This is a genomic window from Paraburkholderia elongata (assembly GCF_013177735.1).
GTDB lineage: Bacteria > Pseudomonadota > Gammaproteobacteria > Burkholderiales > Burkholderiaceae > Paraburkholderia > Paraburkholderia elongata.
Genome location: NZ_WOEZ01000112.1, coordinates 45,056 through 71,922 on the forward strand (window position 1 = coordinate 45,056; position 26,867 = coordinate 71,922).

A 26,867-nucleotide genomic window follows, 5' to 3' on the forward strand; every position below is an offset into this window, starting at 1 on the left:
ACGATGTTGAGCAAACACACGCGCATTGCCTCGCTTCTCGCGGGTCTTCTCATCAGCGCGCTCGCCCATGCCGACAACGACGGCCCGGCACGCGTCACGCCGATCGACAACAGCGGCATTGCAATTCGCACAACGATTTTGCCCGCGCCTTCGTCGGCACAGCCGGGCAATGCCGGCCCTGCGGTCAGCACGGCCGGCCTCGCGAGCGGCACCACGGGCGCCGGCACCGGCGCGATCAGCGCGTCACCGCCGCCCGCCAATGCAACGCCGGGTCAGGTCGTGGTAGGCGGCAAAGTGCCGGATGAAGCGACCAAGGCGGCGGTGCTCGCGCGTCTGCGCGACACCTACGGCGCGGCCAACGTGGTCGATCAGATCGAAGTCGCCGACGTAGCGACGCCGCCGAACTGGTCCGCCAACGTGCAAAAGCTGATCGGCCCGCAGTTGAAGCAGATCAGCAAAGGCCAGTTGAAGATCGACGGCACGCAGATCGACGTGAAAGGCGAAGTGCATAACGAATCGCAGCGCCAGCAACTCGCGAGCGATATGGCAAATGCACTGAATCCGACCTACACGATCAGAAACGGCCTGCGCGTGAGCGCATCGGAACAGGGCCTGCTCGATCAGACTTTGGCGAATCGCACGATCGAGTTCGAGACGGGCAGCGCGACGCTCACGCCGCAAGGCCGCGCGATTCTCGATCAGATGGCGGCAGTGTTGTCGAAGATGCAGACGAAGACGGTGGCGATCATCGGCCATACCGACAACTCGGGCAATCGCACTTCGAATATCGCACTGAGCCAGGCGCGGGCGGACGCGGTGAAGGGTTATCTGGTCGCCAAGGGCATCCCGCCCGAACAGATGACGACCACAGGGGTCGGTCCGGATCAGCCGATTGCATCCAACGACACGACCGACGGGCGCGCACGCAACCGGCGCATTGAGTTTCGCGCGGGGTCTTGAGTTGTCGTTTGCTTGACCGCGTGGTTAAAAAAAAGCCTGGCACCGATATTCGATGCCAGGCTTTTTTGTTTGTACGACGGAAGTTTTTAGCTGTTTTCCTCGGGCTTCACGCCCAGCAGCTCGCGAATATGCGCGAGCGACCCATCGTCCTTCACGACCGAGGAAAGCCACTGATGCAAAGGCATATCCGCGCATTCCGCCGCCTTGTCGGCGAGGTAGGCAGCCGGATTGTGCGGCTCTGTACTGCGAAAGAATTTGGCCACGGCACGCAACTGCGCGACGGCCTGCGCACGGCTCTGGATTCCTGCAATCGGGCTGATCGTGGTCGGCATGGTCGTCAACACGGGTTCCTCGCGTTGCGGTGAAGTCTTGAAGGTAGGCTCGGCGCGTTCGTGTTCTTCCGGCTTCGGCGCTTTCGGCGGCGGCGCTTCAGCGCTGACGCCCAGTTCACGTGCGAAGCGTTCCGCCAACCGGTAGACGCTCTCGTACGCATCCTTCGCTTGACGGAAGCTCGGTGCCGAATCGGCCGCACGCTGGTCCAGTGTCTGTTCGAGTGCGAGCATCGCCGCTTCGAACGCTTTCAGATCGGCCAGCAGCGTCGAATAGAACGCCGGCGGCGTGGCGCGTTTCGACGCCTCGATCTGTTCGATGGAGGGCTTGCCGCGCGCGATATCGTCGGCGTGATCCGGATCGCGCTTGACCGCCTGCGCGACATGCGTAGCCACATCCCAATCGATCGTGCTGTACGAGCTGCCTTGCGACGACGTGAGCGGCATCGCCCGCAGCAGATCGCCGGTGCGGCCGACCAGCCACGCGACATTACCGAGGCGATACTCGGTGTCGTCGCCTTCCGGCAGCGGATGTACGTGATCCCAGTACTGTTCGCACAGCCCCGTCAGCAGTGCATAACCCTGCGTGAGACCGGTCACACCCTCTTCGATGGCAAGCGCTTCGGTGAGCCAGACCGCGAGGCGCAAGTCCTTCGTCTGCGTCTGCAGCAGGTTGCTGGAGCGTTCGACCACGAATGGCCAATCGGCCTCTTTGATATCCGTGACCCATTCGCCCTGATCCAGCGACGGGTCTTCAAAACGACGCGCGTGCTGAATCGCGTCGAAATCCGCTGAAAACAGCAGGTCTTCGCCACAAGGCGAGGCTTCGCTGATCGGAGCCAGCAGCGTGTTCAGATTAGTCGGCATGACAGAAAGCAATAAGTATCCGGTACGGCATTAAAACAGATTGGCAGGCAGACGGGGCATGCCTGCTCACACAACCGTGTATTCGAACTCGCCCGCTTCGTTCGCACGTACCGCGATGCGTTCGATCGAGGCGCCATTGGCAATGCGCTCGAGCACCTGCTGCGCGACTTCTGGCAATAGCGTGCCGTTCAGAATGTGATCGACATTGCGTGCGCCGGAATCCACTTCGGTGCAGCGCGCGAGCACAGCGTCGACGAGCGATTCGTCCCACTCGAACACCGCCTTGTGATTCGACTCGATGCGGCGGCGAATCCGCTCCAGCTTCAAGTCGATGATTTCGGCGAGCACGTCGTCGGAGATCGGGTAGTACGGCACCACTTTCATCCGGCCGAGGAACGCCGGCTTGAACACCTTGTACAGTTGTGGGCGCAACGTCTCCGCGAGTTCGTCGGCATCCGGCAGTTCTTCGGCGCTCTTGTTCAGGCATGCCTGCATCACCGCCTGCGAACCGACGTTAGAAGTCAGAATGATCAGCGTGTTGCGGAAATCGATCTCGCGCCCTTCGGCGTCGTCCATCGTGCCCTTGTCGAACACCTGGAAGAACATTTCCAGCACGTCAGGGTGCGCCTTTTCCACTTCGTCGAGCAGCACCACCGAATACGGATTGCGACGTACCGCTTCGGTCAGCACACCGCCCTCGCCGTAACCGACGTAGCCCGGCGGCGAGCCCTTCAGGCCCGACACGCTGTGCGCCTCCTGATACTCGCTCATGTTGATCGTGACCATCTTTCGTTCGCCGCCGTACAGCACGTCGGCGAGCGCCAGCGCGGTTTCAGTCTTGCCCACACCCGACGGTCCGACGAACATGAACACGCCACGCGGTTTGTTCGGATCTTCGAGACTCGCGCTGGCGGTGCGCACGCGTTGCGCGATCGCATCGAGCGCATGGTCCTGCCCGATCACGCGCGCGGCCAGCAGCGGCTGCAGGTTCAGCACGGTCCGGATTTCGTCCTTGATCATGCGGCCGAGCGGAATACCGGTCCATGAAGCGACGATTTCGGCGACCACGTGGCCATCCACCTGCAAGGGGACCATCGGCTGGCCGCCCTGCAAGGTGTGCAACTCCGCAACACGCGTCGCCAGCATTTCGCGCGCCTGCTGTGCCTTGTCGGCCTGCCCGGCGTCCGCGCTGCTCACACGCGCGGCGTCGATCTCGGCACGCAAGCCGACGATCTCCGTCACCAATGCGCGCTCCTTGTCGTAGCGCGCCTCGTCTTCGGCCAGATCCTTCACGTCTTCTTCGCGCAGGCTGCGCAGTTCCGCGAGCCGTTCGTCGTGCAGCGCGCCGCTCGCCACTTCGCGTTCCAGCGCGGCAATTTCGGCGTCGATGCGTTCGAGCCGTTTCTTCGTGTCGTCGATCGCGGCAGGTGTCGAGCTATGCGCGAGCGCGACTTTCGCGCAGGCGGTGTCGAGCACGCTGATCGCCTTGTCCGGCAGTTGACGGCCGCTGATGTAGCGATGCGACAGACGTACCGCTTCGGTAATCGCATCGTCCAGCACGCGCACGTTGAAGTGCTTTTCCATCAACGCAGCCATGCCGCGCAACATTGCCGCCGCGAGCGTCTCGTTCGGCTCTTCGATCTTCACGACCTGGAAGCGCCGCGCCAGCGCCGCATCCTTCTCGAAGTACTTCTTGTATTCACTCCACGTGGTCGCCGCGATGGTGCGCAACTCGCCACGCGCCAAGGCCGGCTTCAGCAGATTCGCCGCATCGTTCTGCCCGGCCTGGCCACCGGCGCCGATGATCGTATGCGCTTCGTCGATAAACAGAATGATCGGATGCGGACTTTTCTTCACCTCGTCGATCACATTTTTCAAGCGGTTCTCAAACTCGCCTTTGACGCTCGCGCCTGCTTGCAGCAGCCCCATATCGAGCACGTGCAGCGCGACGCCTTTCAGCGGCGCGGGCACGTCGTCAGCCGCAATGCGCAGCGCGAGGCCTTCTATCACCGCCGTTTTACCGACGCCCGCCTCGCCCGTCATGATCGGATTGTTCTGCCGGCGACGCATCAGAATGTCGATGGTCTGGCGAATCTCGGCTTCGCGGCCGATCACCGGATCGATCTTGCCTTCACGCGCACGCTGCGTGAGATTGCTCGTGTAGGTATCGAGCGCGGGGGTTTTGGAAGGCGCACCGAGTGCAGAGTCGGCCGCAGTTGCCTCGCTCACTCCTTCCGCAGCATTCTCTGCGCCATTGCTACGTTCGACTTCACGCGACCCCGCGGTCATTTCATCGAACTTGTGCTTCAGATCCGTCACCCGCACGTCGCGCAGCAGCGGTGACATGCGTTCAGCGAACTGCGCAAGGTCTGGTGCCGTCAACAATGCGAGCAGCAAATGCCCCGAGCGAATCCGTCCGATCTGCGAATCGAGCGACGCGATCAACCACGCCTGTTCGAGCAAGTCGATCAGATGCTTCGAGAACACCGGCGTACGGGTATTGCCGGTCTTCAAGCGCTGCAATTCGCGCTCGATATCCGCGCGCAAAGCATGCGCGTCGACCCTGCTCGCGCGCAGCGCCAGCGTGACATCGCTCGCCGGTTCATCCAGCAGCGCCAGCAACAGATGCTCGAGGTCGACCTCATAGTGACCGCGCGCGAGACAGTTGTTCGCCGCGAGCAAAGCCGCCTGCCGGCAGGTCGGATTCAGTTTGGCGATCAGGGTATTGAGGGACGTGCTCATGTCGTGCGATCCGGGTCCTGGTTCTATCGTTATGGTCAGTGAATCACGTGCAATTCGTAGCGGGCATCCGCGCGGTCATGGTCGGCTTCTCTCGTGCACAGAAATGCGTCCCAGCCGAGGCGCGCCCCGCCGCTCAGCGTGCTTGGCCCCACTTCCGCGCGGCGCAGCACCAGCGAGACCTCGTATTCGAGCGTCACGCCGGCAAGCAGCGTCAGCATGCGTTCGAGTGCCACAGCGCGGTCGGCGCCGGGTAAAAACGCTTCGTAGTCAGCCTTGTCGAGCGCGCCGATCACGAGCCGCGCGCGCATGTCGCGCTGCCAGACCAGCTCGCCCGCCAGCGCCGTGGCGCCGAGGGTCGCGTTGACACCGCCGAGCACGGTCAATTGATCGCGCGGCACGTCGTACCATTTGCCGACGAACTGCTCGACGCGCACCCGCACCTTGAAGTACTCAGAGAGTGTGCGTTGCAAATAGGCCGCTGAAACGGGCCGGTGCCGTGCGGCCAATGCATAACCAGCGATCGCTTCGTCGAATAGCGCGCCGTCACCGCTTTGCAGACTGTTGCGCGTGTCGTCGTCGGCGACGCCTGCCAGCGCGAGCAACAGCGGCAGATAACGTTCGTCGCGATCCAGCTCGTAATGGAACGGCAGCCGGTACTTCTTCCACGCCGCATAGAACAGTGCAGTCGCGCGATTCGAAAACACGTCGAAGAATTCGCGCGCGGCCCGGTCGCGCTTGATCTGCTCGCGCGCGATGATCTGCTCGGTGTAATGCAGCGGCAAAGCGCCCTGCCCGCCGAGCAAACCGAAAAACGCCGGCGTGATATCCACCTTGTGGAGCGAGCCCGCTTCAAGCGCGGCGGTGCGTTGCGGCTTCTCTTTCAGCGCCGCTCCTTCATCGTCGTAAGACTGCGCGCTGTGAATTTCGCTAGGCGGAAACGACATCGACAGCGAATTGCGAAAAGCAATCCGCTGCGCGACGATTTCGCCGGGGCGTCCGTTACTTGATGGCGCTTGTTGCGCGAACCACTTCTCGAGAATCCGCACCGCCTGAAAAAATTCGAAGCGATGCGGTTCGTCGAGAAGTTGCTCGACTACGCCAGGATCGATTCGCCGCTGCGCGGTTTGCATCGCAGAATCTCCTCGCCGGTGCGCTTCGACACGACGACCAGTTGCACAAAGCTGTTCAGATGCACGTACAGCCCGAAAAACGTATCGATCACCCGTACGAACGACGCGAGACTCGTGCCGACGAAATGCTCTTCGTCGATCGTCAAACGAATCTCGATGCCGCGCACGAAGGTCGCAAACGGCTTGCCCGGCAGCCATTGCACCGCTGCGCGCTGCTCGATGCCGACCAGGCCGTCGATATGCCGCGCCGACACCGCCGTGCGCCGTAAATCGTAAAGCACCAGCATTTCCTTGAGCGCCGACAGGCCGCTATTGGCGAGCGACACATGATTCAGCGCCAGATGCGAAATCAGCCGCCAGTGCGAGGCGCGCCCGCGCTCGAAACGCACGCTAGGCGTCGGTCTGCGTAGCATCGTGATGCTGCCGGTCAACGAGCCGCCTTCCAGAAACAGATCACCCCCTTCGAGACCCACGGCGAGGCCGGCCGGCAGGTCGCGATTGGTACACGTCAGATCGAGACTCAGGGTATCGGTTTGCGGCGCGGCCGGTTCGAAGTCGATATCGACGATCGAGATTTCGGTTTCGTAACCCGGGCTTTTCTGCGCGACCCAATCGTTACGCCGCGCAAACCAGTAGTGCCCCGCACGCGCCGCTTCGCCGTGATGCAGCGAATAGAACGGACGGAATTCGATCACCGATTCTTCATGCGCCTGCTGCCGGACGAGTTTCACCGAATCGATCGAATAGACCTCGTATGCGAACGCGCGACGCGCTTCGGCGATCACCGGGTACGAAATCGCCTGATGGCTGATGCGGATCGGCTCGCCGTGCTGTTCGAACAGGTTTACGACTGGCGTACAGAACAGGCGAAAATGATGCGCGGACAACGAATCCAGCAGACGGGCAATGTGCGAATCGCTGCGCACTTCCTTGAGCACGACGTGCAGCGTCAGGCGCTGGCAGCGGCCGCTCGCGCGCGTCATCGCCGCCAGATCGAAATCGGCGAAATTGAATTTTTCGGGGAACGCGAAATATTCGGTGAGCAACCTGTACGCCGGATGCGATTTGGCCGGATAGTCGATCAGCGCATCGTCTTCGTCGAAACCGGCTTGTACGACCGGCGATTCACGTAGTTGCTTCCATACGCCGCGGCGGTCGGCTTCGACATAAGTGGCCATTGCGTTGACGAACAGGCAATCCGCCAGCGCCGCGATAAACGATTGCTCGCCGTGCAGGTGTGTGCGCAATGTGCCGATTTTCAGTGCGGAAAGATCGAGGTGCGCGGCCGTCGATTCGAACGTGATCGACACGATCGCCGTGGCGTTGCCCGGCAGGACGGTCGCGCTCGGCGCCATTGCCACCGACGTGTACTTCGCCTCCGAGATCCGGATCGGCGCCAGCGTCACATCGTAGGCGGTACGGAAACGGCATTGCACGCCGCGAATCGGGCGCGACTTGAGTTCCGTGCCGCGCCCGACCAGGACCGGTTCGGTCAGATGACTGAGCGCGGCCGAGGTGCCCAGCTGCGCGATCGAGCACGACGGAAATGGCCGCAGATAGTGCGGATACAGCACTTCCAGCAGCGCTTCGGTGAATTCGGGGTAGTCGTCGTCGAGCTTCTTGTTGATGCGCGCGCCCAATAGCGCGAACGATTCGATCATCCGCTCGACGTGCGGATCTTCGCAGTGCTCGCCGGACATCGCCAGGCGCGCCGCGATCTTCGGATAGCGCTCGGCGAAATCGCGCGAATAGCGCCGCAGATATGACAATTCGCGCTCGTAATACGGCAGCAATTCTTCCATCGATCTATCCCCGAACCTGAACCCTCTCCGCCCAATCTATTGCCACCGTTGCGCGAGAGCGGCGGCAAAGCGGTACTAACGATACTAAAACGCAGATACTAAAACGCAGGTACTAAAACTCAGCCGCTAAAATCAGGTACTAAAGCTTCGCGCGTGCGCGCGTCACCGAGTATTGCAGTGTAGAAGGCTGCAGCATCGCATCGAAACTCACCGGTTCTTCCGCCGGGTGCACGACCAGCAGCGCCTGAATTGCAAAGTTCAGCGCGTTGGTGGATTGTTCGTTCAATTCGAGCGTAACCGCCACTTGCTGCAAGCGCGGCTCATGCCGTGCGATTGCCTGTTGAATCGATTTGCAGATAAACGTCCGGTCGTAGTGACTCGCGAGGCTCAAGCCCGCGAAATCGTTCAGGCCGTACGTGAGCACCGAGCGCTGGCATTCCGGCAGCGCCGCCAGCTCGTGCTCGGTCAGGGCGATCCGCGTGTTCAGGATCGCCTCGACGTCGCGCGCGACGGTGGCCTTCAACTCGTCCAACGACAATTGCCGCATCGCCGGGGAAGCCGGCAGATGCGGTTCGTCGTCGAACAGCTTGTCGAGAAAGCTGGGTTCGAAGCGTTTCATCAGCGTCCGAAGAACCGGTTCGACGCGAGGCGCGCGCGGCGGACGTCAGCCTTTTCAGGCCGCGCGCCGCGTGCGCCCCGGCGTCAGACCGCGTACGTCTTGTCGTTCTTCGTCAGGCTCCACGCGCCTTGCGCGTTGCCGCCCTGGTTGCCGCCGATCTTCTGCTGCGTGTACTTCCACTGCACGGCAGCGTACTTCAGCGAGAACTGTTCGCTCGGCAGGCCTTCGCCCACCACGCTCGGCGTGGCGCTCGAGATGATCACGTACTTGAGCTTCACTTCCAGGTACTTGATGCGGTTGCCTTCGCCATCCGAACGCATGAAGTCGATCGTCACTTCGTCGAACGTCGTGCCGCCCGATGCGTGTTGATAGATCAGCGGGCTGACCACGTCGATGTCTTTCGTGAACTGCATGTCAGCGTGCTCGCAACGCTCGGACGTGTGACCGCCCGCCGTCGAAGCCGTTGCCGAACGCGGTTGCGTAATCGAGTGGCTCCACGAATCGATTTCGATCCAGCCAGCATGATCTTTATCGGCGGACTCGCCTTTAATCGCCGGATTGCCGAATTTTAAATAGATGTCCTTCATAACTCATCGACTCCCCAAAGAGGTGGTTTTAACAGCCAACCCGTGCGGCCCGCACGGGTTTTCTGACTTCGTTTATGAATTTGCCGGTTTCGGCAGGTCAGCGACAAGCCGCAAAGAGATCGAAAGCTCGTCCAGTTGAAAGTGCGGACGCAGGAAAGCGACCGAACGATACGCACCAGGCTTGCCCGGAATCTCCGAGACCTGTATCGATGCCTCGCGCAGCGGGAACTGCGCTTTCTGCTCCTGGGTCGCGTTGTCGTCCAGCAGCACGTACTGCGAGATCCAACGGTTCAGGAATACTTCGACGTTCTGTGCCGATGCGAAGCTGCCGATCTTGTCGCGCATCATCGCCTTCAGGTAGTGCGCCACGCGCGATACCGAGAAGATGTACTGCAGCTGCGCGGACAGCACGGCGTTCGCATTCGCGCTATCAGTACTGTATTTCTTGGGCTTCTGCACCGATTGCGCGGCGAAGAACGCGGCGTAGTCCGAGTTCTTGCAGTGCACGAGCGGAATGAAGCCGAGGTCGCTCAGTTCCTTTTCGCGGCGATCGGTAATCGCGATTTCGGTCGGGCATTTCAGCGCGACTTCGCCGTCGTCGGTCTTGAACGTGTGGGTCGGCAGATCTTCCACCAGACCGCCGCCTTCCACGCCGCGAATTGCCGCGCACCAGCCGAAGTCGTCGAATGCAGCCGTCAGGCGTGCGGCAAATGCCCACGCTGCGTTACACCACAGGTATTTGCTGTGATCGGTGCCGTCCACTTCTTCAACGAAGTTGAAGCCTTCCGCCGTGGCGGCGTCTTTCGGATTGAAAGGCAGGCGGCCGAGAAAACGCGGCAAGGTCAGGCCGACATAACGCGAGTCTTCGGAGTCGCGGAACGACTTCCACTTCGCGTATTCGACGGTATCGAACACCTTGCCGAGATCGCGCGGCTTGCCGAGATCGGCAAACGTTTCGAGCCCCATCAGTTCAGGCGACGCCGATGCGATGAACGGTGCGTGTGCCGCGGCCGCGACGTGCGCCATCTGTTCGATGAAGTACACGTCTTCAGGCTGACGCGTCACTTCGAAGTCGCCAATGATCGTGCCGAACGGCGCGCCACCGAACGTGCCGAACTCTTCTTCATAAACCTTCTTGAAGAGTGCGCTTTGATCGAATTCGATGGCGTTCTTGAAGTCGCGCACGAGGTCGCGCTTCGGCGCATGCAGCGCCTTGATCTTGACCGTCGAGCCGGTATTGCTTTCCTTGCACAGATAGTCCAGACCGCGCCACGTGCTTTCCATACGCTGGAATTCCGGCGCATGCATCACCGCGCTCAGTTGCGCGGAGATCAGGCGGTCGAGTTCCGCAACGCGCGCGTCGATGGTGGCCGACAGGTTGTCGGATACCACCACCGTGCCGTCGAGCACCTGGTGGACGAGTTCGCCGATCAGGTCTTTCGCGCGCGCGTGTTCGGACTCGGACTTGGCCACGCGGCTTTTCTCGACGATTTCGTCGAGCAGCGTGGATTCCGTGCCGCTCTGCGCGGTGGCGAGTTGGGCTGCTGCCGTTTGCTGGTTCATCTCACACCCCGTGCGTACTTATTCGCCCTGCTTGTCGTGATCCGACGCGCCGGCGTGCTGGTCTGCTGCGTTGCCCTGGTCTTTCGCCAGCGTCTGCAACTGCTGCGTGTTGTTGAGCACTTCGCTCAGCAGGTCTTCGAGTTTGTCGTTGCCGGCCAGCTTGTTGCGCAGGTCGGCCAGCTTCGAACGCGCTTCGAGCAGGCGGCGCAGCGGCTCGACCTGCGCGACCACCTCATCCGGATTGAAATCGGCCATCGACTTGAAACGCAGGTCGACGGCGAATTTGCCACCGGCTTCGCTCAGGCGGTTTTCCACCTGGAACGCGGCGCGCGGCTCGATCGCTTTCATCACGTCATCGAAATTGTCGCGATCGATGTTCACGAACTTGCGATCGCGCAGCTTCGGCTGCTCGACTTCGGACTGTCCCGCCAGATCGGCAACCACGCCGACGACGAACGGCAGCTCCTTCACCTCGATCGCATCGCCGCGCTCGACCTCATACGTCAGTTGAACGCGGGGCGGCCGCACTTTTTGCAAGCGTTTTTGAATACTTTCTTTCTTCGCCATCGTCGGCTCCCGGATGCAGATAGATCAGGCGTTGATCAGCGCAGCGCGCTGAACGGATCGGACGCGCCGCCGCTTTGTGCGGCTTTGGCGGGAGGCGCTGCAGGCGCCGGGGCAGCGGGTGCCGGGGCAGCCGCCGGCGTAGCGGCCGGAGCCGTAGCGCTGGTCGTTGTTTCTGGCGTATCAGCAGCCTTACTCTTGGCGACGTGGCGAATGATGCGTTTCTTCTTCACGGCAGACTTGTCGTTCGGGTCGGGCGGGAACAACGTAGCTTCGCCGAGCGTGTCGCGCAACTGCTTGGCGAGCGCTTGCGCGTCCGACTTCGCATCACCCGCGAGCGACGCATCCTGACGCAGTTCGCCGAGCGATTGCGTGGCCACGCGCAGGCCGGCTACAGCCAGCACGCTCTTGGCCTGACGATCCGTCTGGTCGCGCTGCAGCGCTTCTTGCGCGGCGACGATGGCCTGACCGTAATGACCCTGCGTGAACTGGATCTGCGCAATGCGCGACCACGGCTCTTCACGCGTTGGATCGGATTTGGACAGTTGCTGGTAAAGCGCGATGGCGCGATCCTGATCGCCACCCTTGGCGACGGTGTCCGCGTCCGCGAGTTGCTTATTAAAAGCCTCCGGTGTGGTCGCTGTGTTGTTGCCCTGTGTCGCGCAACCGGCAATCACGCCGCATGCCAACACTACCCCAGATAGTTTTACTAACAGACGGTCATTCATCGTTTTTCACCGACGTGCGATTTTTTTAATTCAAGGAGAAACCGGAGTTTTGCTTTGCTTCAACTGCGCGGGTATAGTACAGGCCAATTTTCGATAATTCAACTTTCGCGTGAAGAAGCATTGCACAAAAAAAATGCATGAAGATGATTTAAACGAAACATGCAGAAATTGTTTCCTGGCGCAATAGCCGTAATGCGGAGTGCGGAAAAAATTTCCGCACTTGAGGCAGCAAACACGCGAGTGCCGGAGAACAATGCGCTTTGCATAAAGCGGCATTACGCGGCGTAGCGTTGCTGCAAATTTGCCGGTTTGATTTCGTTATTGATGTTTTGACGGGGGACGGCGCCGAGCCGGTCGATGTATATGAATTCGCGTCTTGTTCGCTATGCATCGCTATTGATTGCAAACACCGCGGTGTGCGCGCTTCTGGGTGGCTGCGCGGCCGGCGTGACAGTGCTGGGAGCCGCTGCCAACGCGGCTTTGCAGGCAAGCGGCCTCGGCAAGCCCGACGTGCCGGATGCGCAAAAGCCGCCACGTAATGTCGGCCTCACCTTATACGCCGCGCCGAATCTGAATGCCGCCAATGACAACCGCCCATTGGCGCTGGTCGTGCGGCTTTACGTGCTGAAAGACCCCACCTCATTCCAGCAGGCGCCATTTGACGCCTTTACCGATCCGGCCAAGGAAAAGACCACACTCGGCGGCGATCTGCTCGGCGTGCGTGAAGTGACGCTGATCCCCGGTCAACATTACATCGTCACCGAAAAAGTCTCGCGTGAAGCGCAGGCTTTCGGTATCGTCGCTCTATTCCGCGACCCGGCGATGCAGCGTTGGAAATTCGCCTTCGACCCGGCGAAGTCGGAGAAATCCGGCATAATGATCGGCCTGCATAACTGTGCAATGACAGTGACCAACGGCACTGTGATCCCGCCTGAACAGGGATTGCCCGCCCAGCCGCTGAATATGCTTTCTTCGGTAAGCTGCGGTTAAAGATGCCGGACAAATACGATTTAACAGTTTTTAGAGAATTAACAATGGGGCGCTCGAATCGGTTATCTCCGGGCGCGCCATACGCTGAACGCATATAACAGGTTTGAGATGAGTTATTCCGCAAAAGTGCTCTGGGGGGAAGGCCTGTTTCTGAGGCCGCAGCATTTTCAGCGTCAGGACGCCTATCATGAGGCACGCCTGTTCGAATCGATCCAGGCGATCCAGCCATACAACTGGGGCGTGCGTTCGGCGCGTTTCGACCGGGACGCGCTCGGCAGCAATGTGCTGCACGTGAGCGAACTCTCGCTGGTGTTTCCGGATGGCGCGCTTTACTCCGCGCCGCAAGCTGACGACCTGCCGCCGCCGATCGCGCTCGACACGCTGCCCGACGGCATCAACGAATTCACGTTTTATCTGGCGCTGCATCCGCTGCGCGAAACCGGCGCGAACTACTCGCAAGACAGCAACGCGGGCTTCGTGTCGCGTTACGTCAGCGAGCAGACGCCGGTGGCCGATCATTTCACGGACGCCGCCGAAGCCGACATCACCTTCCTGAAGACCAGCGTCAAACTCATTGCGCATAGCGAACCGCGCGACCAGTTGTTGTCGGTACCGCTCGTGCGCGTGCGCCGCACCGCTACGTCGGGCTTTGAAATCGACGACACGTTCGTGCCGCCCTGCCTCGCGATCGACGCGTCACCGATCCTGCATCAACGGCTGCGTCAACTGATCGATGCGCTGCAGGCCAAGGTCAACGCGCTGTATGGTTTTCACCGCGAGCCGACCAAGAACATCATCGAGTTCCGTTCGGGCGACATCGCGTCGTTCTGGCTGCTGCACACCGCGAGCGCCGCGTTTGCCTCGCTCGCGCATCTGTATCAGCATTCGGCGCTGCATCCGGAACGTCTGTTTCAGGAATTGCTGCGTCTGGCCGGCCAGTTGATGACGTTTTCGAAGGGCTATGCATTGTCCGACCTGCCGGCTTACCGGCATGACGATCCTGGTCCCGGCTTTGCGCGCCTCGACACGATCCTGCGCGATCTGCTCGAAACCGTGATCTCGACGCGGTACTTCGCGATCGCGCTCGAAGAGGTGCGTCCGTCGTTCCATGCGGGCCGTCTCGACTCGGGCAAGATCGACGACAAGACCCTGTTCTACATTGCCGTCTCCGCGGACATGCCGACCGCGGAACTCGTCGAAGCCGTACCCGCCCGCTTCAAAGTCGGCGCGCCGGACGACGTCGACAAGCTCGTGCTCTCGGCCATGCCGGGCGTGCGCCTCGTGTACACACCGCAAGTACCGCCCGCCATTCCGGTGCGCCCGGGCGCGTGCTACTTCTCTTGCGAATCGCGCGGCGCATTGTATGACCGCATGTTGCAGGCTCAATCGGCAATGATCTACGCGCCGTCGGGCATCAACGATCTTCAACTCGAACTGATCGCCGTCACATCATGAGCTACGCGCCCTCCCTGTTTGGCGGCAGCACGCCTGCCGCGACGCCCGCCCCCGTGACCGAGCCGAGCTACCAGGTCCGCTCGCTGCTCGATCTGCTGTACGACGGCTTCTTCATGCTGTTTTTGTTGAAGAACGGCCGCGAACCCGGCGACGCACCCGAATTCAGCCAGCGTATCCAGCAGTTTCTCGGCGACTTCGAGCGCGGCGCGAAAAAGCTCAATGCGTCGGCGGAAGATGTCTACGCGTCCAAGTTTGCGTTCTGCGCGGCCATCGACGAATCGGTGTTGTCGTCGACATTCAAGATCCGCACGGAATGGGAACGCCGGCCGTTGCAACTGGTGCTGTTCGGCGAGCAACTGGCAGGTGAGAAATTCTTCCAGTATCTCGAGGAATGCCGCGCACAAGGCGCCGCGCGTTTGCAGTCGCTTGAAGTGTTCCATATGTGTCTGCTGCTCGGCTTCCAGGGCAAGTATCTGCTCGAAGGACCGGAGAAGCTCGCGTATCTGACCGCGCGCATCGGCGACGAAATCGCGCATATGAAGGGCAAGCGTGCACCGTTCGCCCCGCATTGGCCGCTGCCGGACCAGGTCGCTCACCGGCTCAAGCGCGAGGTGCCGCTGTGGTCGATCGGTGCGGTGTTCGCGCTGGTCGGACTGCTCGCTTATCTCGGCCTGAACACCTACCTGCGCGATCAGACGTTGCGCACGCTCGCGCCGTATTCGCAGGTGGTCAAGCTCGGCCCGCAATCGGCCACGTTGACGATTTCGTTGCCGTAAGTCAGGACGGGTCACCGGACGAGTCGCACGTAACGAAAAAGGCGGCCCGCAAAAACGGGCCGCCTTTTTTCAATGCGAGACGAACGCTTCAAAGCGAACGCTTCAAAGCGTCGACGCACCGCCGACGCTCAACTGCCTGCTTGCTGCCTGCTTACTGCGACTCTTCCGCCCACACGGCGTTTTCGCGCGCCATCAGCGCCGTCGACGCAGCCGGCCCGAACGTGCCTGCCGTATAGCCGCGCGGCTTGTCGCCCGACTTAGCCCAGCCTTCCAGAATCGGTTCGGCCCACGCCCACGCGGCTTCGAGTTCGTCGCGGCGCATGAAGTGCGTGAGGCGTCCGCGAATCACGTCGATCAGCAAACGCTCGTACGCTTCCGCGCGACGCTCGGTGAAAGCCTGCTGCAAGTCCAGGTTCAAATTCACCGGCAGCATGTGCATACCGCTGCCGGGTTCCTTCGCGAGCATCTGCAACTGGATCGATTCTTCCGGCTGCAACTGGATCACGAGACGGTTGCCGTAGTTGCGCCCACCGCTCGGAATGATCGAGAACGGCAACTCGGAAAACTCGATAACGATCTCCGACACCTTCTTCTGCATACGCTTGCCGGTGCGCAGGAAGAACGGCACGTTGGCCCAGCGCCAGTTGTTGATATTCGCACGCAAGGCAACGAACGTCTCGGCGCGGCTGTTTGCCGGCACGTTGTCTTCCTCGAGGTAGCCCTTGACCGGCTCGCCGTTCACGGCGCCGGCCGTATACTGGCCGCGCACGGTATCGCGCGCGATATCCTCGGGCGTCATGGGGCGCAGCGAGCGCAGCACCTTGAGCTTTTCGTCGCGCACCGCATCCGGATTGAGCGACACCGGCGGCTCCATCGCGACGATGCACAGCAGTTGCAGCAAGTGGTTCTGCACCATGTCGCGCAGCGCGCCGGTTTTGTCGTAGAAGCCCGCGCGGCTGCCCACGCCGACCTCTTCGGCCACCGTAATCTGCACGCGCTTGATATACGGCGCCTGCCACAGCGGGCCGAAAATCGCGTTACCGAAACGCAGCACCATCAGGTTCTGTACGGTTTCCTTGCCGAGGTAGTGGTCGATCCGGTAGATCTGCGCTTCGCTGAAATGCTGGCCGACCGCGGTGTTGATCTCCTGCGCGGACGCCAGATCGTGGCCCAGCGGTTTCTCGAGCACGACCCTCGAGTTCTCGTCGACCAGTCCTGCCGCCGAAAGGTTGTCGCAAATATTGGTGAACAGATCCGGCGAGGTCGCGAGATAGAACACGCGCCGCACGCCCTCGCGCGACGCCTCCTTCAGACGGTGGTAGTCCTCGACCGAATCGACGTCCATGCGCACGTACTCGAACAGCGCCAGGAATTTGTCCCAGGCGGTGGCATCGAACGCCTTCTTTTCGATGAAGGGCTTCGCCTTCGCTTCCATGAATTCGTTGATGTACTCCTCACGCGACCACGGCTTGCGGCCGATCGTGAGAATGCGGGTGTCCGGCGGCAGATTGCAGTGCAGATGCGCCATGTAGAGCGCGGGCAGCAGCTTGCGAAACGACAGGTCGCCGGTGCCGCCGAAGATGATCATGTCGAGCGGCAGATTGGGAGTGGCAGAAGCTTGTTGGGTCGTCATAGCGCGGTCGCAGCGTCGTGATAGGCGTCAGGTCAAAGGACAAGGGGGCAAAAGCGCCGGCGGACCGGCACTTTTTTCTGGCAAACGCCTATGTTGCAACGTTTTGAGATTGTTTGCACGGCAACATGTGCCGCGGGTTGGCGCAAGATGCCAACTTGACTCGTAAAATCAGCGTCTGCCGGGCCTTTTGCCGAGTTTATTTGGAACCGTCTGGACTGCCCTGCTCAGCCGCCTGACAAGGCCTCACGCGCCACGCGGCAGGCCGCCAGATCCCATGCCGCGCAGCCGACACTCTTAAAAACAATCGGTTGTTTCGACGGCAACAAAGCGGCGTTTTCCACCACTGCGGCAATTCCACCGACCCGCGCCCAATCGACACCGGCCTGGATGAAGTCACCGGCTTCGTGTTTCGCGCCGGCTTCGTCGTCGACGAACAGCGCGCTGCCTTCGATCGTGCGCGCGCCGATCTCGACCATGGCCGGTGTGAACGCGCCGACGCCGATCACGAGCCGGTCCGCGCGCGCCGCTTCGTCGTAGACAGCCTGCTTGCTGGTGGTCAGCGCGATCACCACGTCGATCGAAGCGGGGATAGCCGCGTCAGGGTCGGCCAACGGTTGCAGTTCGCGCGCCTTGCCGCCATGCGCACCATGGGCGGCGCAAAACGCTTCAGCCCGCGCGGGAGCGCTGCCCTTCACCCACACGCGCGCGTCGGGGAACAGTTCGCCGATCGCTTCCAGATGGTTCGCTGCCTGCGTGCCGGTGCCGATCAGCAGGAATTCATGCGGCCGGGCCGGCGCGAAAGTGTGTACGCCGAGCATCGACATCGCCGCCGTGCGCCGTCCGGTTACCGTCGGGCCATCGAGAATGAAGAGCGTCTCGCCGGTGTCGGCGTCGAAGACCATCACCTGGCCGTGGATGGTCGGGATGCCGCGCGGTCTATTGCTCGCGCACACGTTAACCAGCTTGTGGATCGCGAGATCGGGCGCGGTGGCCGGCATCGACAGCATGATGCCGCCCTCGTTGAGCGGCACAACGAGCCGTTCGGGACTCGTGATGCGTTGCTGCGCATAGTCGATGCTCGCGCGCTTCAATGCATCGACAAGTGTCGCGTACGGGATCAGCCGCGCGGTGGCGGCGGCGTCGAAAATCTGCGTGATCCGGCGGGTCATAAGCGGGCTTTTCCTGTCCAGGCGAGTTGGTGCGTTCGATTCAGCGCACCAGAAAACCGTAAGTCAGCGGATCGCGTTCGTCGACGATCCAGTTTGCAAAACCATACACATGTGCGTCGCCTTCGATCTCCGGGATCACCGCGTCGAACCGGCCGAGCTTCGTCTCCGACAAAACGCGGCCGCGAAAAATCGTGCCGATCACCGATTCGTTGACCAGCGTCTCGTCGCGTCCCAACTCGCCGCGCAGATAGAGTTGCGCGACGCGGCCCGCCGTGCCGGAACCGGTCGGCGAGCGGTCCACTTCCCGGTCGGCGAACACGCAGCAATTGGCCTGCGTGGAACCGGCATGACGCGGCGCGCTATCGACGATCGTGCCGTAGATATGGTTGATTTCCGGAATCAGCGGATGCTCGACCTTGAAGGCCGCGTTCGCCGCGCGTTTGACTTCGTCGCCGAACTGGATCAGCCGGTCGATCTCGGCTTCGCGCACGTTCAGAGCGAAGGGCTTGCCAGACGTGTAGAAATAGAACGCGCCGCCGAACGCGATATCGCCGCGCACTTCGCCGAAACTGGGCGTGTGCACCGTCACGTCGCGTTGCCAGATGAACGACGGTACGTTGACGAAGCGCACGCGCCCCGCCTGCTCGCCATCCCATTGCACGAACGCTTCGATGAAGCCGCACGGCGCGTCGATGCCGACCCGCGTTTCCGGTTCGCTGCGCTCGACCCAGCCGAGCGCGACAGCCGCGGTCGCGAGGGCGATCACGCCGTGGCCGCAATGGTCGCTATACCCCTCGTTGTGCACGAAGATCACACCGAAATCCGCGTCTTCGCTCACCGGCTCCGTCAGATAACCGCCGTACATATCGGCGTGGCCGCGCGGCTCGAACATCAGCGCGCGGCGCAAGTGATCGGCATGCGCCTTGAGCCACGCGCGCCGCTCGACGATGGTCTTGCCGGGAAACTTCGGCAAGCCGCTCGTGACGATGCGAAACGGTTCGCCGGCGGTGTGTACTTCGACCGTGCTGATCATGCGGTTCAGTTTCATATATGCGGCCTTCCTGCGTGTGGAAAATGGAAAACGTCAGCGAGTGGACCCGGTCGCGCGCCTGGCAGTGTGCACTAGCGGCCGGACGGGTCGCCCACATTTCGCTTACATTTCGCTCGCATGGCGCGACGACTGAATCACCATCAGCAGATCGCCCGGCTCGATCGGGCACGGCTCGTCTTCATAGAACGACAGCATGCGCCCCGCGCGTATCAGTCCGACCACCACCGCTCCCGGCAGCGCATTGCTCCAGCGGCCGACTTCCAGCGCCGTCGCCGGACGTTCCACCAGATTGACACGGCCGCGCGACGACAGCAGATCGTTGACGAACGGCACGATGTAGTTGCTGCCCACCGCGTCGGCGAGCAGCAGTCCGCCAATCTTGGTCGACGAAACGATCACGTCCGCGCCGGCCTGGCGCAACTGGCGCTGATAGGTTTGCTCCTGAATCCGCACGACGATCTTCGTGTCCGGCGCGACGCTGCGCACGCTCAGCGTGAGCAGGATCGCGATGGCGTCGTCGCTGACGGCGATAATCACCGCTTTGGCGATGCGCACCTGCGCCTGCTGCAACAGGTCCTCACGCGACGGATCGCCGAGCAGGCCCGCCACGCCCAACGCCGTGGCCGCTTCGAGCGCCTCCTGCTGCGAATCGATGACGACGATCGAGTCCGCCGCAAAGCCGCTTTCCAGCAGCTCGCGCACCGCGACCGAACCGCTCAATCCGTAGCCGCACACCACGACGTGATCGCGCAGTTGTTTTTGCAGGCGTTTCATGCGGAATTCCTCGATAACGCGTTGAATGACGAACTGGTAAGCGGTGCCCAGAAACACGAACCAGATGACGATACGGATCGGCACAATGAAGAAGGCGTCGATGAGCCGCGCGCGGGCGGTGACCGGCACGATGTCGCCATAACTGACGGTGGCGACGGTGACCATCGTGAAGTACATCAGATCGACGATGCCGAGCACCTTGCGGTTGGCGTCGTGCAGACCGTCACGGTCGAGATAGAGCACGGCGAAGGCGAGCATGCAAAGTCCGACCACGAGGTAGAAGCGCTGCAGCAGCACGCGCTGCGGCGACGCCGCGGGGCGCGTGAAGAGCGTGCGGGCGCGCGGCGCCTGCCAGGGCGTGCGGGCACGTCGCGGTAGGCGAAAACGTGGTGGGCGTGGCTGCGGGTGGGGCTGATCAGACACGCGGCGACTCCGGGAATCGGGAACAAGCGATTCTACGACGCCCGGCGCGCCGTGGGGCCGGATCAATGCGCTCGCCGTGCGGCTTGCCTGCTGCCGCGTCTAGCGCGCGATGCGGGTGAGCGTCATGCCACGCCCTGCGTAGAAACGCGCCATCGTTGCGAACGGCAAATACACATCCGCCTGGTGAGGCGCAATGCCGGACGGATTATGAAACCATACGCCGCCGCGATCGCGCCCGTGCAGCTGGATCAGATGTCCGCCCTGACGCTGATTCGGCCGCTCCGGATAGCGGATCTCGGGGCTCACGGAGACGATCGCCAGCGTGTCGCCGTCGATGCGCGCGGCGATCTCGTCGAGCGGCGCCTGCGGCAGCACTTCGATCTGAATGCCGAATGCCTCGCCGATCCAATCGGCGAACGGCCGGTAGATCAAACCGTCGACGCCGCCGTCGTCGCGCAGCCGGTACACGCCGCGGCACAACGCTTCATCGAGCAACGCGGCGCGCGGGGCGTGTTCGATGCCCCAGTAGTCGAGCGCGGATTCGAGGCAGGTCAGACCGCACAGGCGTTTGGCCCAGAAACGGTAACGCTCCGGGTCCGCAAAACCGCTGCGCTGCCAGTATGGGTCGTCGCACGGATCGCCCTGTTGTTCGACGATGTGGCGCACCCAGTCGGGGCTTCCCCATTGCGTGTAGTACGGCACGTCGGTGTGGCGTAGCGTCGGTGGGTTCATGAGTCGCGCGGAGTCGGTAGAGGATGTTTTCACAGCATGCTACACGGCCATCCCGACAGGAACGCAGGCAGATGCAATTTATTCGTGACACAGATATTTGTCATTTATTCGCCAGACAGATATTTGTCGAATATGCGTCACACGAATATTTGACAAATATTCGTGTGACGCATAAAGTGCATTTATTCGTCTCGCGGATAATTTACCATGATCCACCTCGTCGCCACGCCGGACCAGATGGCCCAACTGCTGGCTGCCGGTCGGCGCCAGGCCGGCCTCACCCAGGCTGACGCCGCCGCGCGCATCGGCGTCAGCCAGAGCCGCATCTCGGCGCTGGAAACCGACGCCACCGCCCTCACCCTCGCACAATTGCTGGCGCTATGCGGCGCCTACGGCCTGCAATTGCAGGTACGCGACAAGAACCAGCCGGCGCCTGAGCCGGCGCCTTTAATCGAGTGGTAAGCATGGGCCGCCAGACACATTCGCGGGCGCTTTCGGTGTGGGCCAACGGCGAACGCGTCGGTGTCTGGCGCCTGCCCACCCGCGGCCCCACGGAGTTCGCTTACGATCCCGCATGGGTCGCCTCGCCCGCGGGCCGGCCGCTTTCGCTCTCGCTGCCGTTCACGCCGAGCAACGAGGCGCACAAAGGGCCACGTGTGCTCAACTATTTCGACAATCTGCTACCCGACAGCGAGGCGATCAGAAAGCGCGTCGCACAACGCTACCAGACCGATGCGCTCGATGCGTTCGACCTGCTGCAAGCCATCGGCCGCGATTGCGTGGGCGCCGTTCAGTTACTGGCCGTTGACGACGCGCCGGCCGGCGTCGAACGCATCGAAGGCACGCCGCTCTCCGACAGCGAGATCGAGACCATGCTGGTGCGCACCGTCAGCAATCCCGCCCTCGGCGCGCCCGGCGAAGCGGACGATTTCCGCATCTCGCTCGCCGGCGCGCAGGAGAAAACAGCCCTGCTGTGGCACGACGGCAAGTGGCAACGTCCGCATGGCGCCACGCCCACCACGCATATTTTCAAGCTGCCGCTCGGACTGGTCGGCAACAAGCTCGCCGACCTCAGCACCTCGGTCGAAAACGAATGGCTGTGTCTGCGGATACTGCGCGCCTATGGCCTGGCGGTGGCCAACACCGAGATCATGACGTTCGGTAAGCAGCGGGTGCTGAGCGTCGAGCGCTTCGACCGGCAACTGCATTCGAGCGGGCAATGGCTGCTGCGCCTGCCGCAGGAAGACTTCTGCCAGGTGTACGGCGTGCCGTCGCATCGCAAGTACGAAAACGAAGGCGGTCCGGGCGTGCTGGACCTCGCGCGGATTCTCCAGCAATCGGTGTCGGCGCAACAGGACATCGAGACGCTGCTGACAAGCCAGATCCTGTTCTGGATGCTGGCGGCGCCGGACGGCCACGCCAAGAACTTCAGCATTCGCCTGCTGGCCGGCGGCCAGTACCGCCTGACGCCGCTTTACGACGTGATGTCGATCTGGCCGGTGGAAGGCAACGGCCCGAATCAATGGTCATGGTTCAAGGCCAAGCTCGCCATGGCGATGTGGTCGCGCAGCAAACACGACGCCTTCCGCGACGTACAGCGGCGCCACTTCAACGCAATGGCGCTGCGATGCTCGTACGGCGCGAACGCCGAGCCGTTGATCCAGCGGTTGATCGAACAGACGCCGGAGGTCATCGCGCGGGTCTCGGCCGAATTGCCCGAACGGTATCCGGGCAAGGTCGCGGAGCGGATTTTCAAAGGCCTGAAAAGCTCGGCGGCGAAACTCGGCACGATGCCGCCGGCATAGCGTCGAGTAAGGAAAACACCAGCCGAGATATTTCTTTACAGATGCCGCGCGGTTTCATCGGTAAAATAGATTCGATGCTAAAAGCATAAACAAATCGCCGAATTTGTCCGTTCGCACCTCGTACCGACAGGCTCGGCGGCAGTCACACAAAAACACAGACCGCGATACTTTTTACGGTACATTTACTGTCCCCTGCGTAGCCGCGTCAACGCGCATCCAATGTGCATGGCCGCGCTGCGCGTGTCGTATCGCACGCCCCAAAGCCACCCTTCAAGAAGGCAGATCCTCACGCAGTATGACCAACGAAACACACTCACCTGACTCCATCGCAGTCGCCGAGCGCGTGCGCGAGTTGATGAGCCGGCATGGAATCGGCAAACGCCAGCAAACCACTGAGCTGTGCCGCATCCTCGATCTGAGTTTTTCGCAGGGGCACCGCAAGCTGCGCGGCAACAGCCCATGGACCCTCTCGCAGATCAAGAAGGTGGCCGAGGTGTTCGGCGAACCTGCCGCTCAGCTATTCGGTGCACAGTCGCTCGATCCGGGCATGGTCGGCGCCATTGCCCAGGAGGCGATCTTCTGCATCGGCGCGATCGAGCTGGCCTGCACCGCCTGGGTCGGCGCCGCGCTCGAACCGGGCAGCCGCCCTGAATTTGTCGCGTACCCGAAGCTCGGTCAATGGCGCGTTGCGCGTCACGACGGCACGCTTTACCAAAGCGCGTACGAAGTCCACAAGATCGAGATCTATCCGCGCCGCGCTGAAACCGATAAGCCGACCATCGCCGTGGTCGACGACGATCAGGCCTCCGCCGACAACCTGCGCGACTATCTCGAACGCAGCGGTTTCGCGGCGGTGGCGATCTACGGCCTCGCGGCGTTCACCGAGCAACTGCAAACGCAAGTATTCGACGGCATCGTGATCGACTGGCTGTTCGGCTCGCAGACCTCGGCGGCGGCGATCCGCGCGGTGCGGGCGTCGGAGAATCCGGACGCGTCGATTTTCGTGCTGACCGGCGAATTGCTGACCGGCAAGGCCAGTGAATCGGAGATCAGCCAGGTCATCCGCGATTACGACGTCGCGTGCTATGAAAAGCCCGCGCGCATGGCGATCCTGGTCGCCGATCTGTCCAAGCGCCTCAACCGGCCTTGATGATGTATGCGTCGGCAAGCGGCTGAAGGTGTGTGCTCAGGTTGAGCCCTCCTCCATCTGCGCCCTCCCAGGCGTCCCCCCAGGCGTCACGTCACACCGTATGCCGCGAAGCCAAAGCACGCTGCAACGCGCTGCGCAGTTCCTCGTAATGTACTGGCTTTAATAACGCTTCGAAAAACGGCTGCAAGCCGGCTTCTCCCGCTTCCCCTGCCGCTTTGCCTCCAGCCCCTCCAGCATTACCCACCACGCTATCCGCCTCCGGTGCATACGCGCTCACCACGATCACTGGAACACCGGACGACGGCCCCCCACGTGCCGCGAAATCCGCAAGGAACGTATAACCGTCGCGATCCGGCATATGCAGATCGAGCAGCACCACGTCACAGCGATGCGCGTCGAGCCACGTGAGCGCATCGTCGGCATTGGAGACGGCGTGCGCGTCGAAATCCATGTGCGCGATCATTTCGCTGAGCGACTCGCGAATCAGCCGGTTGTCGTCGACGATCAATACACACGGGCGCGCGCCGACCGGATCAACGTGCGCCGCCACGCCGGGCGGCGCGCTTGCCGCGACCGGTGTGACCGGGATCGTCACCGTGAAGGTAGTGCCTTCACCCACCGTGCTCGCCACCTCGACGGTGCCGCCGAACAGCCTGACCAGCCCCTGCACGATTGTGAGCCCCATCCCCGCGCCCTCGAAGCGGCGCGTGCGCGACGCGTCGAGTTGCGTGAACTCCTGGAAAATCAACGGAATCTGCGCATGCGGCACGCCCGGCCCCGTATCGCTGACGACGAAGATCAGCATCGCCGGCCGCTGCCTCAGTTGCACGCGCACCGTGCCGGTTTCGGTGTAACGGATCGCGTTGGTGACCAGGTTGTTGACGATCTGGCGGATGCGATGCGGATCGGAATCGACGAGGCCGCTCATACCGCTCGCCTCGCTTTCCAGCTTGAGGCCGCGCGCGGCGGCCGACATCGCGTGTTCGTCGACGATCGAAGCCAGCAGCTCGCGCGGCTCGAAATGCTCGTGACGCAGTTCGAGCTTGCCGGCGCCGAGGCGCGCGTAGTCGGTCAGGTCTTTCATCTGTGCTTCCAGATGCCGCCCGGCGGTTTCGAGCCGCTGGATCACCTTGCGGTCGGCCTCGGAATGATAGTTGAAGCTCAGCAATTCGATCGACGACACGATCGCATGCAAGGGCGTGCGCAGTTCGTGGCTGATCATGCCGAGAAACGCGTCCTTCGCGAGACTTGCCTCGCGCGCCGCGCGGCTCGCCTGATGCTCCGCTTCGAGCGCCGCGTGCTGCTGATGCATCAGGCGCGTGCGGCGCCGGCCGTTGAACACCAGCAGCGTGGTCGCGGCCGCCGAGAGTAACAGCAGCAACAGGCCGCCCGCGAACAGCATGCGGCGCTTGTCGATGAAATCGCGGTTCATCGCCTCACGGTCGGCCACGTCGGCGAAACGGCGGCTCAACGCGAGATCGTTGACTTCATTCCAATGCAGGCGCAACGCCACGACGATCTGATTGGCGAGGCTGCGGTCCTTCGGCAAGGCATCCACCTCAGGCTGAATCTCGCCCAGTAGATGATCGAGCGACTGGAGCTCGTCCATTTGCCGTTGCAGCAGCGCAAGCTGCGTGGTCAGCCGGCGTGTCGATCCGGCCATCACATGCAGCTTCGATTGCAGCAACTGGTAGCGCAGCATGAGCCGCTGATAGTCGTCGTCGACGCCGGACTGATACAGCAGCAACTGGTTCTCGAAACGCGCGTAGGCGATCTGCAGTTGCGCGGCGTCCCAGTAGAAGCCGTCGTACTGACCGGTCAGCTGTTCGGTGGCGCGCGGATTGAGCAGGTTCGCGTACAACAAATAGCCGATTGCGCCGGCCGGCGCCGCGAGCGCGGTCAGCCAGATCAGCACATAGAGGACACGACGCCAGGGGCGGCGCGTCGTTATTTGACGATGAGTGCCTTGATCTGCCATACGAATTTCGAGTCGCCCGCCGCGCCCATGAGTTCATCGGGGAACGCGTCGCGCGGATAGATAAGAAACAGCGGCCCGAAGTCGCTGATCTTCAGGCGCCGGCCGTTCATGCTGTACGCAACGACCACGCCGTAGCGATCGCAGTCCGACACCGGAATAGTGTAGGTATAGTCGTCGAGCGTATGGATCTCGACTGCGCTGCCGGATGCGCCGACTGTCTTCAGGATATCCGCGAGCAGCGGTCCTGTGAAGGTGGAACGCGGAGTCCAGGTGGTGGCGGTCGTAATCGAATGGACCGGTAGCGCCAGCAGTTGTGCCTCGGTAAAGTGATATAGCTGGTGTGCCGCATCGTTGGTCTTGCTGATTTTGCCCTGCACGTCGAGCGATAGCGGCGACGACTCTGCCTGCGCCTGTGCCTGCATGCTCCACGCGGCAAAAGCGAGGATCAGACCCAACCCCCACCATGCGCCCCTGCACACACCTTTCCTGCCATCCACCGCTGCGCTCACCTTGGTCATCTGCTTGGTTTTTTCCATCGTTTGTTATTTTTGCGGGCGGCTCCACGCTGCGCCGGCTCAACCTGCCCGCGAACCTCCAGCGCCTTCGCCCCCGCCCTTTTCCCGCCGCGGCGGCGGTCTTTGCGACACGCCCCATCCGGCGACGCGCGTCACCCCGACGCGCGATCTTTGAACCGCATGCATAATATCGCCAAAATTCTCTGTCTCAAAAACGAGGACCTGCCGCCGCGCTGCGCCGCGCGCCGCTCTCCGTCTACGGGACACCTGCCCTACGCGCGCAAAGCGACGCCATACGAGTCATGAACAAGCCGGTTTTGCCCCTGACCTACGAACAACTCGATCACTGGATCGAATCGCTGCAACCCGCGTTGCTGGCGGAGCGTTTCACGATGGCGATCGGCATTCTGCGTGGCGGCGCGCCGCTTGCGCTGATGGTTTCGCATGCGGCCGGCACGCCGGTCGCATTCCTGCGTTACGACCGCCAGTCGCGCACGGTCGCCTGGGATTCGACGCTGCCGATTC

General features: G+C 62.2%; 24 protein-coding genes. 8 read left to right on the forward strand and 16 right to left on the reverse strand.

The genetic code is table 11. The features are described from left to right. Positions 1-3: 3 nt before the first annotated feature. Complete coding sequence (locus GNZ13_RS21195) at positions 4-960, forward strand: OmpA family protein (protein WP_172167799.1); 957 nt, start codon at positions 4-6, stop codon at positions 958-960. 86 nt (positions 961-1,046) lie between these two features. Here the strand turns inward: GNZ13_RS21195 and tssA are convergent, their stop codons facing one another. The 9 genes from tssA to GNZ13_RS21240 form a co-directional block, all read right to left on the reverse strand. Further along, positions 1,047-2,156: a type VI secretion system protein TssA gene (tssA, locus tag GNZ13_RS21200; RefSeq protein ID WP_172167801.1), complete on the reverse strand. Its 1,110-nt coding sequence runs from the start codon at positions 2,154-2,156 to the stop codon at positions 1,047-1,049. 66 nt (positions 2,157-2,222) lie between these two features. Then, complete coding sequence (tssH, locus tag GNZ13_RS21205) at positions 2,223-4,898, reverse strand: type VI secretion system ATPase TssH (RefSeq protein WP_172167802.1); 2,676 nt, start codon at positions 4,896-4,898, stop codon at positions 2,223-2,225. A 35-nt stretch (positions 4,899-4,933) separates the two neighbouring features. Further along, the gene (gene tssG / locus GNZ13_RS21210) at positions 4,934-6,028 is read right to left on the reverse strand and encodes a type VI secretion system baseplate subunit TssG (protein ID WP_172167804.1); all 1,095 of its coding nucleotides are present in this window, start codon (positions 6,026-6,028) and stop codon (positions 4,934-4,936) included. Then, positions 5,992-7,830: a type VI secretion system baseplate subunit TssF gene (gene tssF / locus GNZ13_RS21215; RefSeq protein WP_172167805.1), complete on the reverse strand. Its 1,839-nt coding sequence runs from the start codon at positions 7,828-7,830 to the stop codon at positions 5,992-5,994. Before tssF ends, tssG begins: the two co-directional genes overlap by 37 nt. Positions 7,831-7,969: 139 nt before the next feature. Then, entirely contained in the window at positions 7,970-8,449 is a 480-nt protein-coding gene (gene tssE, locus GNZ13_RS21220; RefSeq protein WP_054036473.1) for a type VI secretion system baseplate subunit TssE, read from the reverse strand. Between the two features lie 83 nt (positions 8,450-8,532). Beyond that, positions 8,533-9,036, reverse strand: a complete 504-nt coding sequence (locus GNZ13_RS21225) for an Hcp family type VI secretion system effector (protein ID WP_074287739.1) — start codon at positions 9,034-9,036, stop codon at positions 8,533-8,535. Positions 9,037-9,108: 72 nt separating this feature from the next. Then, complete coding sequence (gene tssC / locus GNZ13_RS21230; protein WP_172167806.1) at positions 9,109-10,599, reverse strand: type VI secretion system contractile sheath large subunit; 1,491 nt, start codon at positions 10,597-10,599, stop codon at positions 9,109-9,111. An 18-nt stretch (positions 10,600-10,617) separates the two neighbouring features. Then, positions 10,618-11,166 (reverse strand): type VI secretion system contractile sheath small subunit, encoded by a 549-nt coding sequence (gene tssB / locus GNZ13_RS21235; protein ID WP_172167807.1) that lies wholly within the window; start codon positions 11,164-11,166, stop codon positions 10,618-10,620. Between the two features lie 35 nt (positions 11,167-11,201). Continuing rightward, complete coding sequence (locus tag GNZ13_RS21240; protein WP_172167808.1) at positions 11,202-11,891, reverse strand: tetratricopeptide repeat protein; 690 nt, start codon at positions 11,889-11,891, stop codon at positions 11,202-11,204. 363 nt (positions 11,892-12,254) lie between these two features. On the opposite strand from GNZ13_RS21240, the gene tssJ reads away from it, so the two are divergent. The 3 genes from tssJ (at position 12,255) to icmH (ending at position 15,112) form a co-directional block, all read left to right on the forward strand. Next, complete coding sequence (tssJ, locus tag GNZ13_RS21245) at positions 12,255-12,881, forward strand: type VI secretion system lipoprotein TssJ (RefSeq protein WP_172167809.1); 627 nt, start codon at positions 12,255-12,257, stop codon at positions 12,879-12,881. A gap of 108 nt (positions 12,882-12,989) precedes the next feature. After that, positions 12,990-14,336: a type VI secretion system baseplate subunit TssK gene (tssK, locus tag GNZ13_RS21250; RefSeq protein ID WP_172167813.1), complete on the forward strand. Its 1,347-nt coding sequence runs from the start codon at positions 12,990-12,992 to the stop codon at positions 14,334-14,336. Further along, a complete protein-coding gene (gene icmH, locus GNZ13_RS21255; protein ID WP_172167815.1) occupies positions 14,333-15,112 on the forward strand; it encodes a type IVB secretion system protein IcmH/DotU in 780 nt (259 codons plus the stop codon). The genes tssK and icmH overlap by 4 nt, the downstream gene beginning before the upstream one ends. A 151-nt stretch (positions 15,113-15,263) precedes the next feature. On the opposite strand, the gene zwf is transcribed toward icmH, so the two are convergent. From zwf to GNZ13_RS21280, 5 genes are all read right to left on the reverse strand, one after another. Beyond that, a complete protein-coding gene (gene zwf / locus GNZ13_RS21260) occupies positions 15,264-16,745 on the reverse strand; it encodes a glucose-6-phosphate dehydrogenase (protein WP_172167817.1) in 1,482 nt (493 codons plus the stop codon). 224 nt (positions 16,746-16,969) lie between these two features. After that, a complete protein-coding gene (gene lhpI / locus GNZ13_RS21265; RefSeq protein ID WP_172167819.1) occupies positions 16,970-17,914 on the reverse strand; it encodes a bifunctional Delta(1)-pyrroline-2-carboxylate/Delta(1)-piperideine-2-carboxylate reductase in 945 nt (314 codons plus the stop codon). Between the two features lie 40 nt (positions 17,915-17,954). Then, positions 17,955-18,962 (reverse strand): trans-3-hydroxy-L-proline dehydratase, encoded by a 1,008-nt coding sequence (lhpH, locus tag GNZ13_RS21270; protein ID WP_172167821.1) that lies wholly within the window; start codon positions 18,960-18,962, stop codon positions 17,955-17,957. Positions 18,963-19,067: 105 nt separating this feature from the next. Continuing rightward, positions 19,068-20,162 (reverse strand): potassium channel family protein, encoded by a 1,095-nt coding sequence (locus GNZ13_RS21275; RefSeq protein WP_172167823.1) that lies wholly within the window; start codon positions 20,160-20,162, stop codon positions 19,068-19,070. A 99-nt stretch (positions 20,163-20,261) separates the two neighbouring features. Next, a complete protein-coding gene (locus GNZ13_RS21280; RefSeq protein ID WP_172167825.1) occupies positions 20,262-20,894 on the reverse strand; it encodes a C39 family peptidase in 633 nt (210 codons plus the stop codon). A 207-nt stretch (positions 20,895-21,101) separates the two neighbouring features. Between GNZ13_RS21280 and GNZ13_RS21285 the strand changes: the two genes are divergently transcribed. From GNZ13_RS21285 to GNZ13_RS21295, 3 genes are all read left to right on the forward strand, one after another. Then, complete coding sequence (locus GNZ13_RS21285; RefSeq protein ID WP_172167827.1) at positions 21,102-21,356, forward strand: helix-turn-helix transcriptional regulator; 255 nt, start codon at positions 21,102-21,104, stop codon at positions 21,354-21,356. A 2-nt stretch (positions 21,357-21,358) separates the two neighbouring features. After that, on the forward strand, positions 21,359-22,699 hold the full coding sequence (locus GNZ13_RS21290; RefSeq protein WP_172167829.1) for a type II toxin-antitoxin system HipA family toxin: 1,341 nt from the start codon (positions 21,359-21,361) through the stop codon (positions 22,697-22,699). A 295-nt stretch (positions 22,700-22,994) separates the two neighbouring features. After that, positions 22,995-23,849, forward strand: a complete 855-nt coding sequence (locus GNZ13_RS21295) for a helix-turn-helix domain-containing protein (protein WP_172167831.1) — start codon at positions 22,995-22,997, stop codon at positions 23,847-23,849. 91 nt (positions 23,850-23,940) lie between these two features. Here GNZ13_RS21295 and GNZ13_RS21300 read toward each other — a convergent pair whose 3' ends face one another. Both GNZ13_RS21300 and GNZ13_RS21305 read right to left on the reverse strand, forming a co-directional pair. Next, complete coding sequence (locus GNZ13_RS21300) at positions 23,941-25,827, reverse strand: ATP-binding response regulator (protein WP_172167833.1); 1,887 nt, start codon at positions 25,825-25,827, stop codon at positions 23,941-23,943. Further along, entirely contained in the window at positions 25,797-26,345 is a 549-nt protein-coding gene (locus GNZ13_RS21305) for a molybdopterin-dependent oxidoreductase (protein WP_172167837.1), read from the reverse strand. The genes GNZ13_RS21300 and GNZ13_RS21305 overlap by 31 nt, the downstream gene beginning before the upstream one ends. 299 nt (positions 26,346-26,644) lie before the next feature. On the opposite strand from GNZ13_RS21305, the gene GNZ13_RS21310 reads away from it, so the two are divergent. Next, positions 26,645-26,867, forward strand: a 223-nt coding sequence (locus tag GNZ13_RS21310) for a phosphoribosyltransferase (protein WP_268959175.1), incomplete at its 3' end; no start/stop codon positions are given.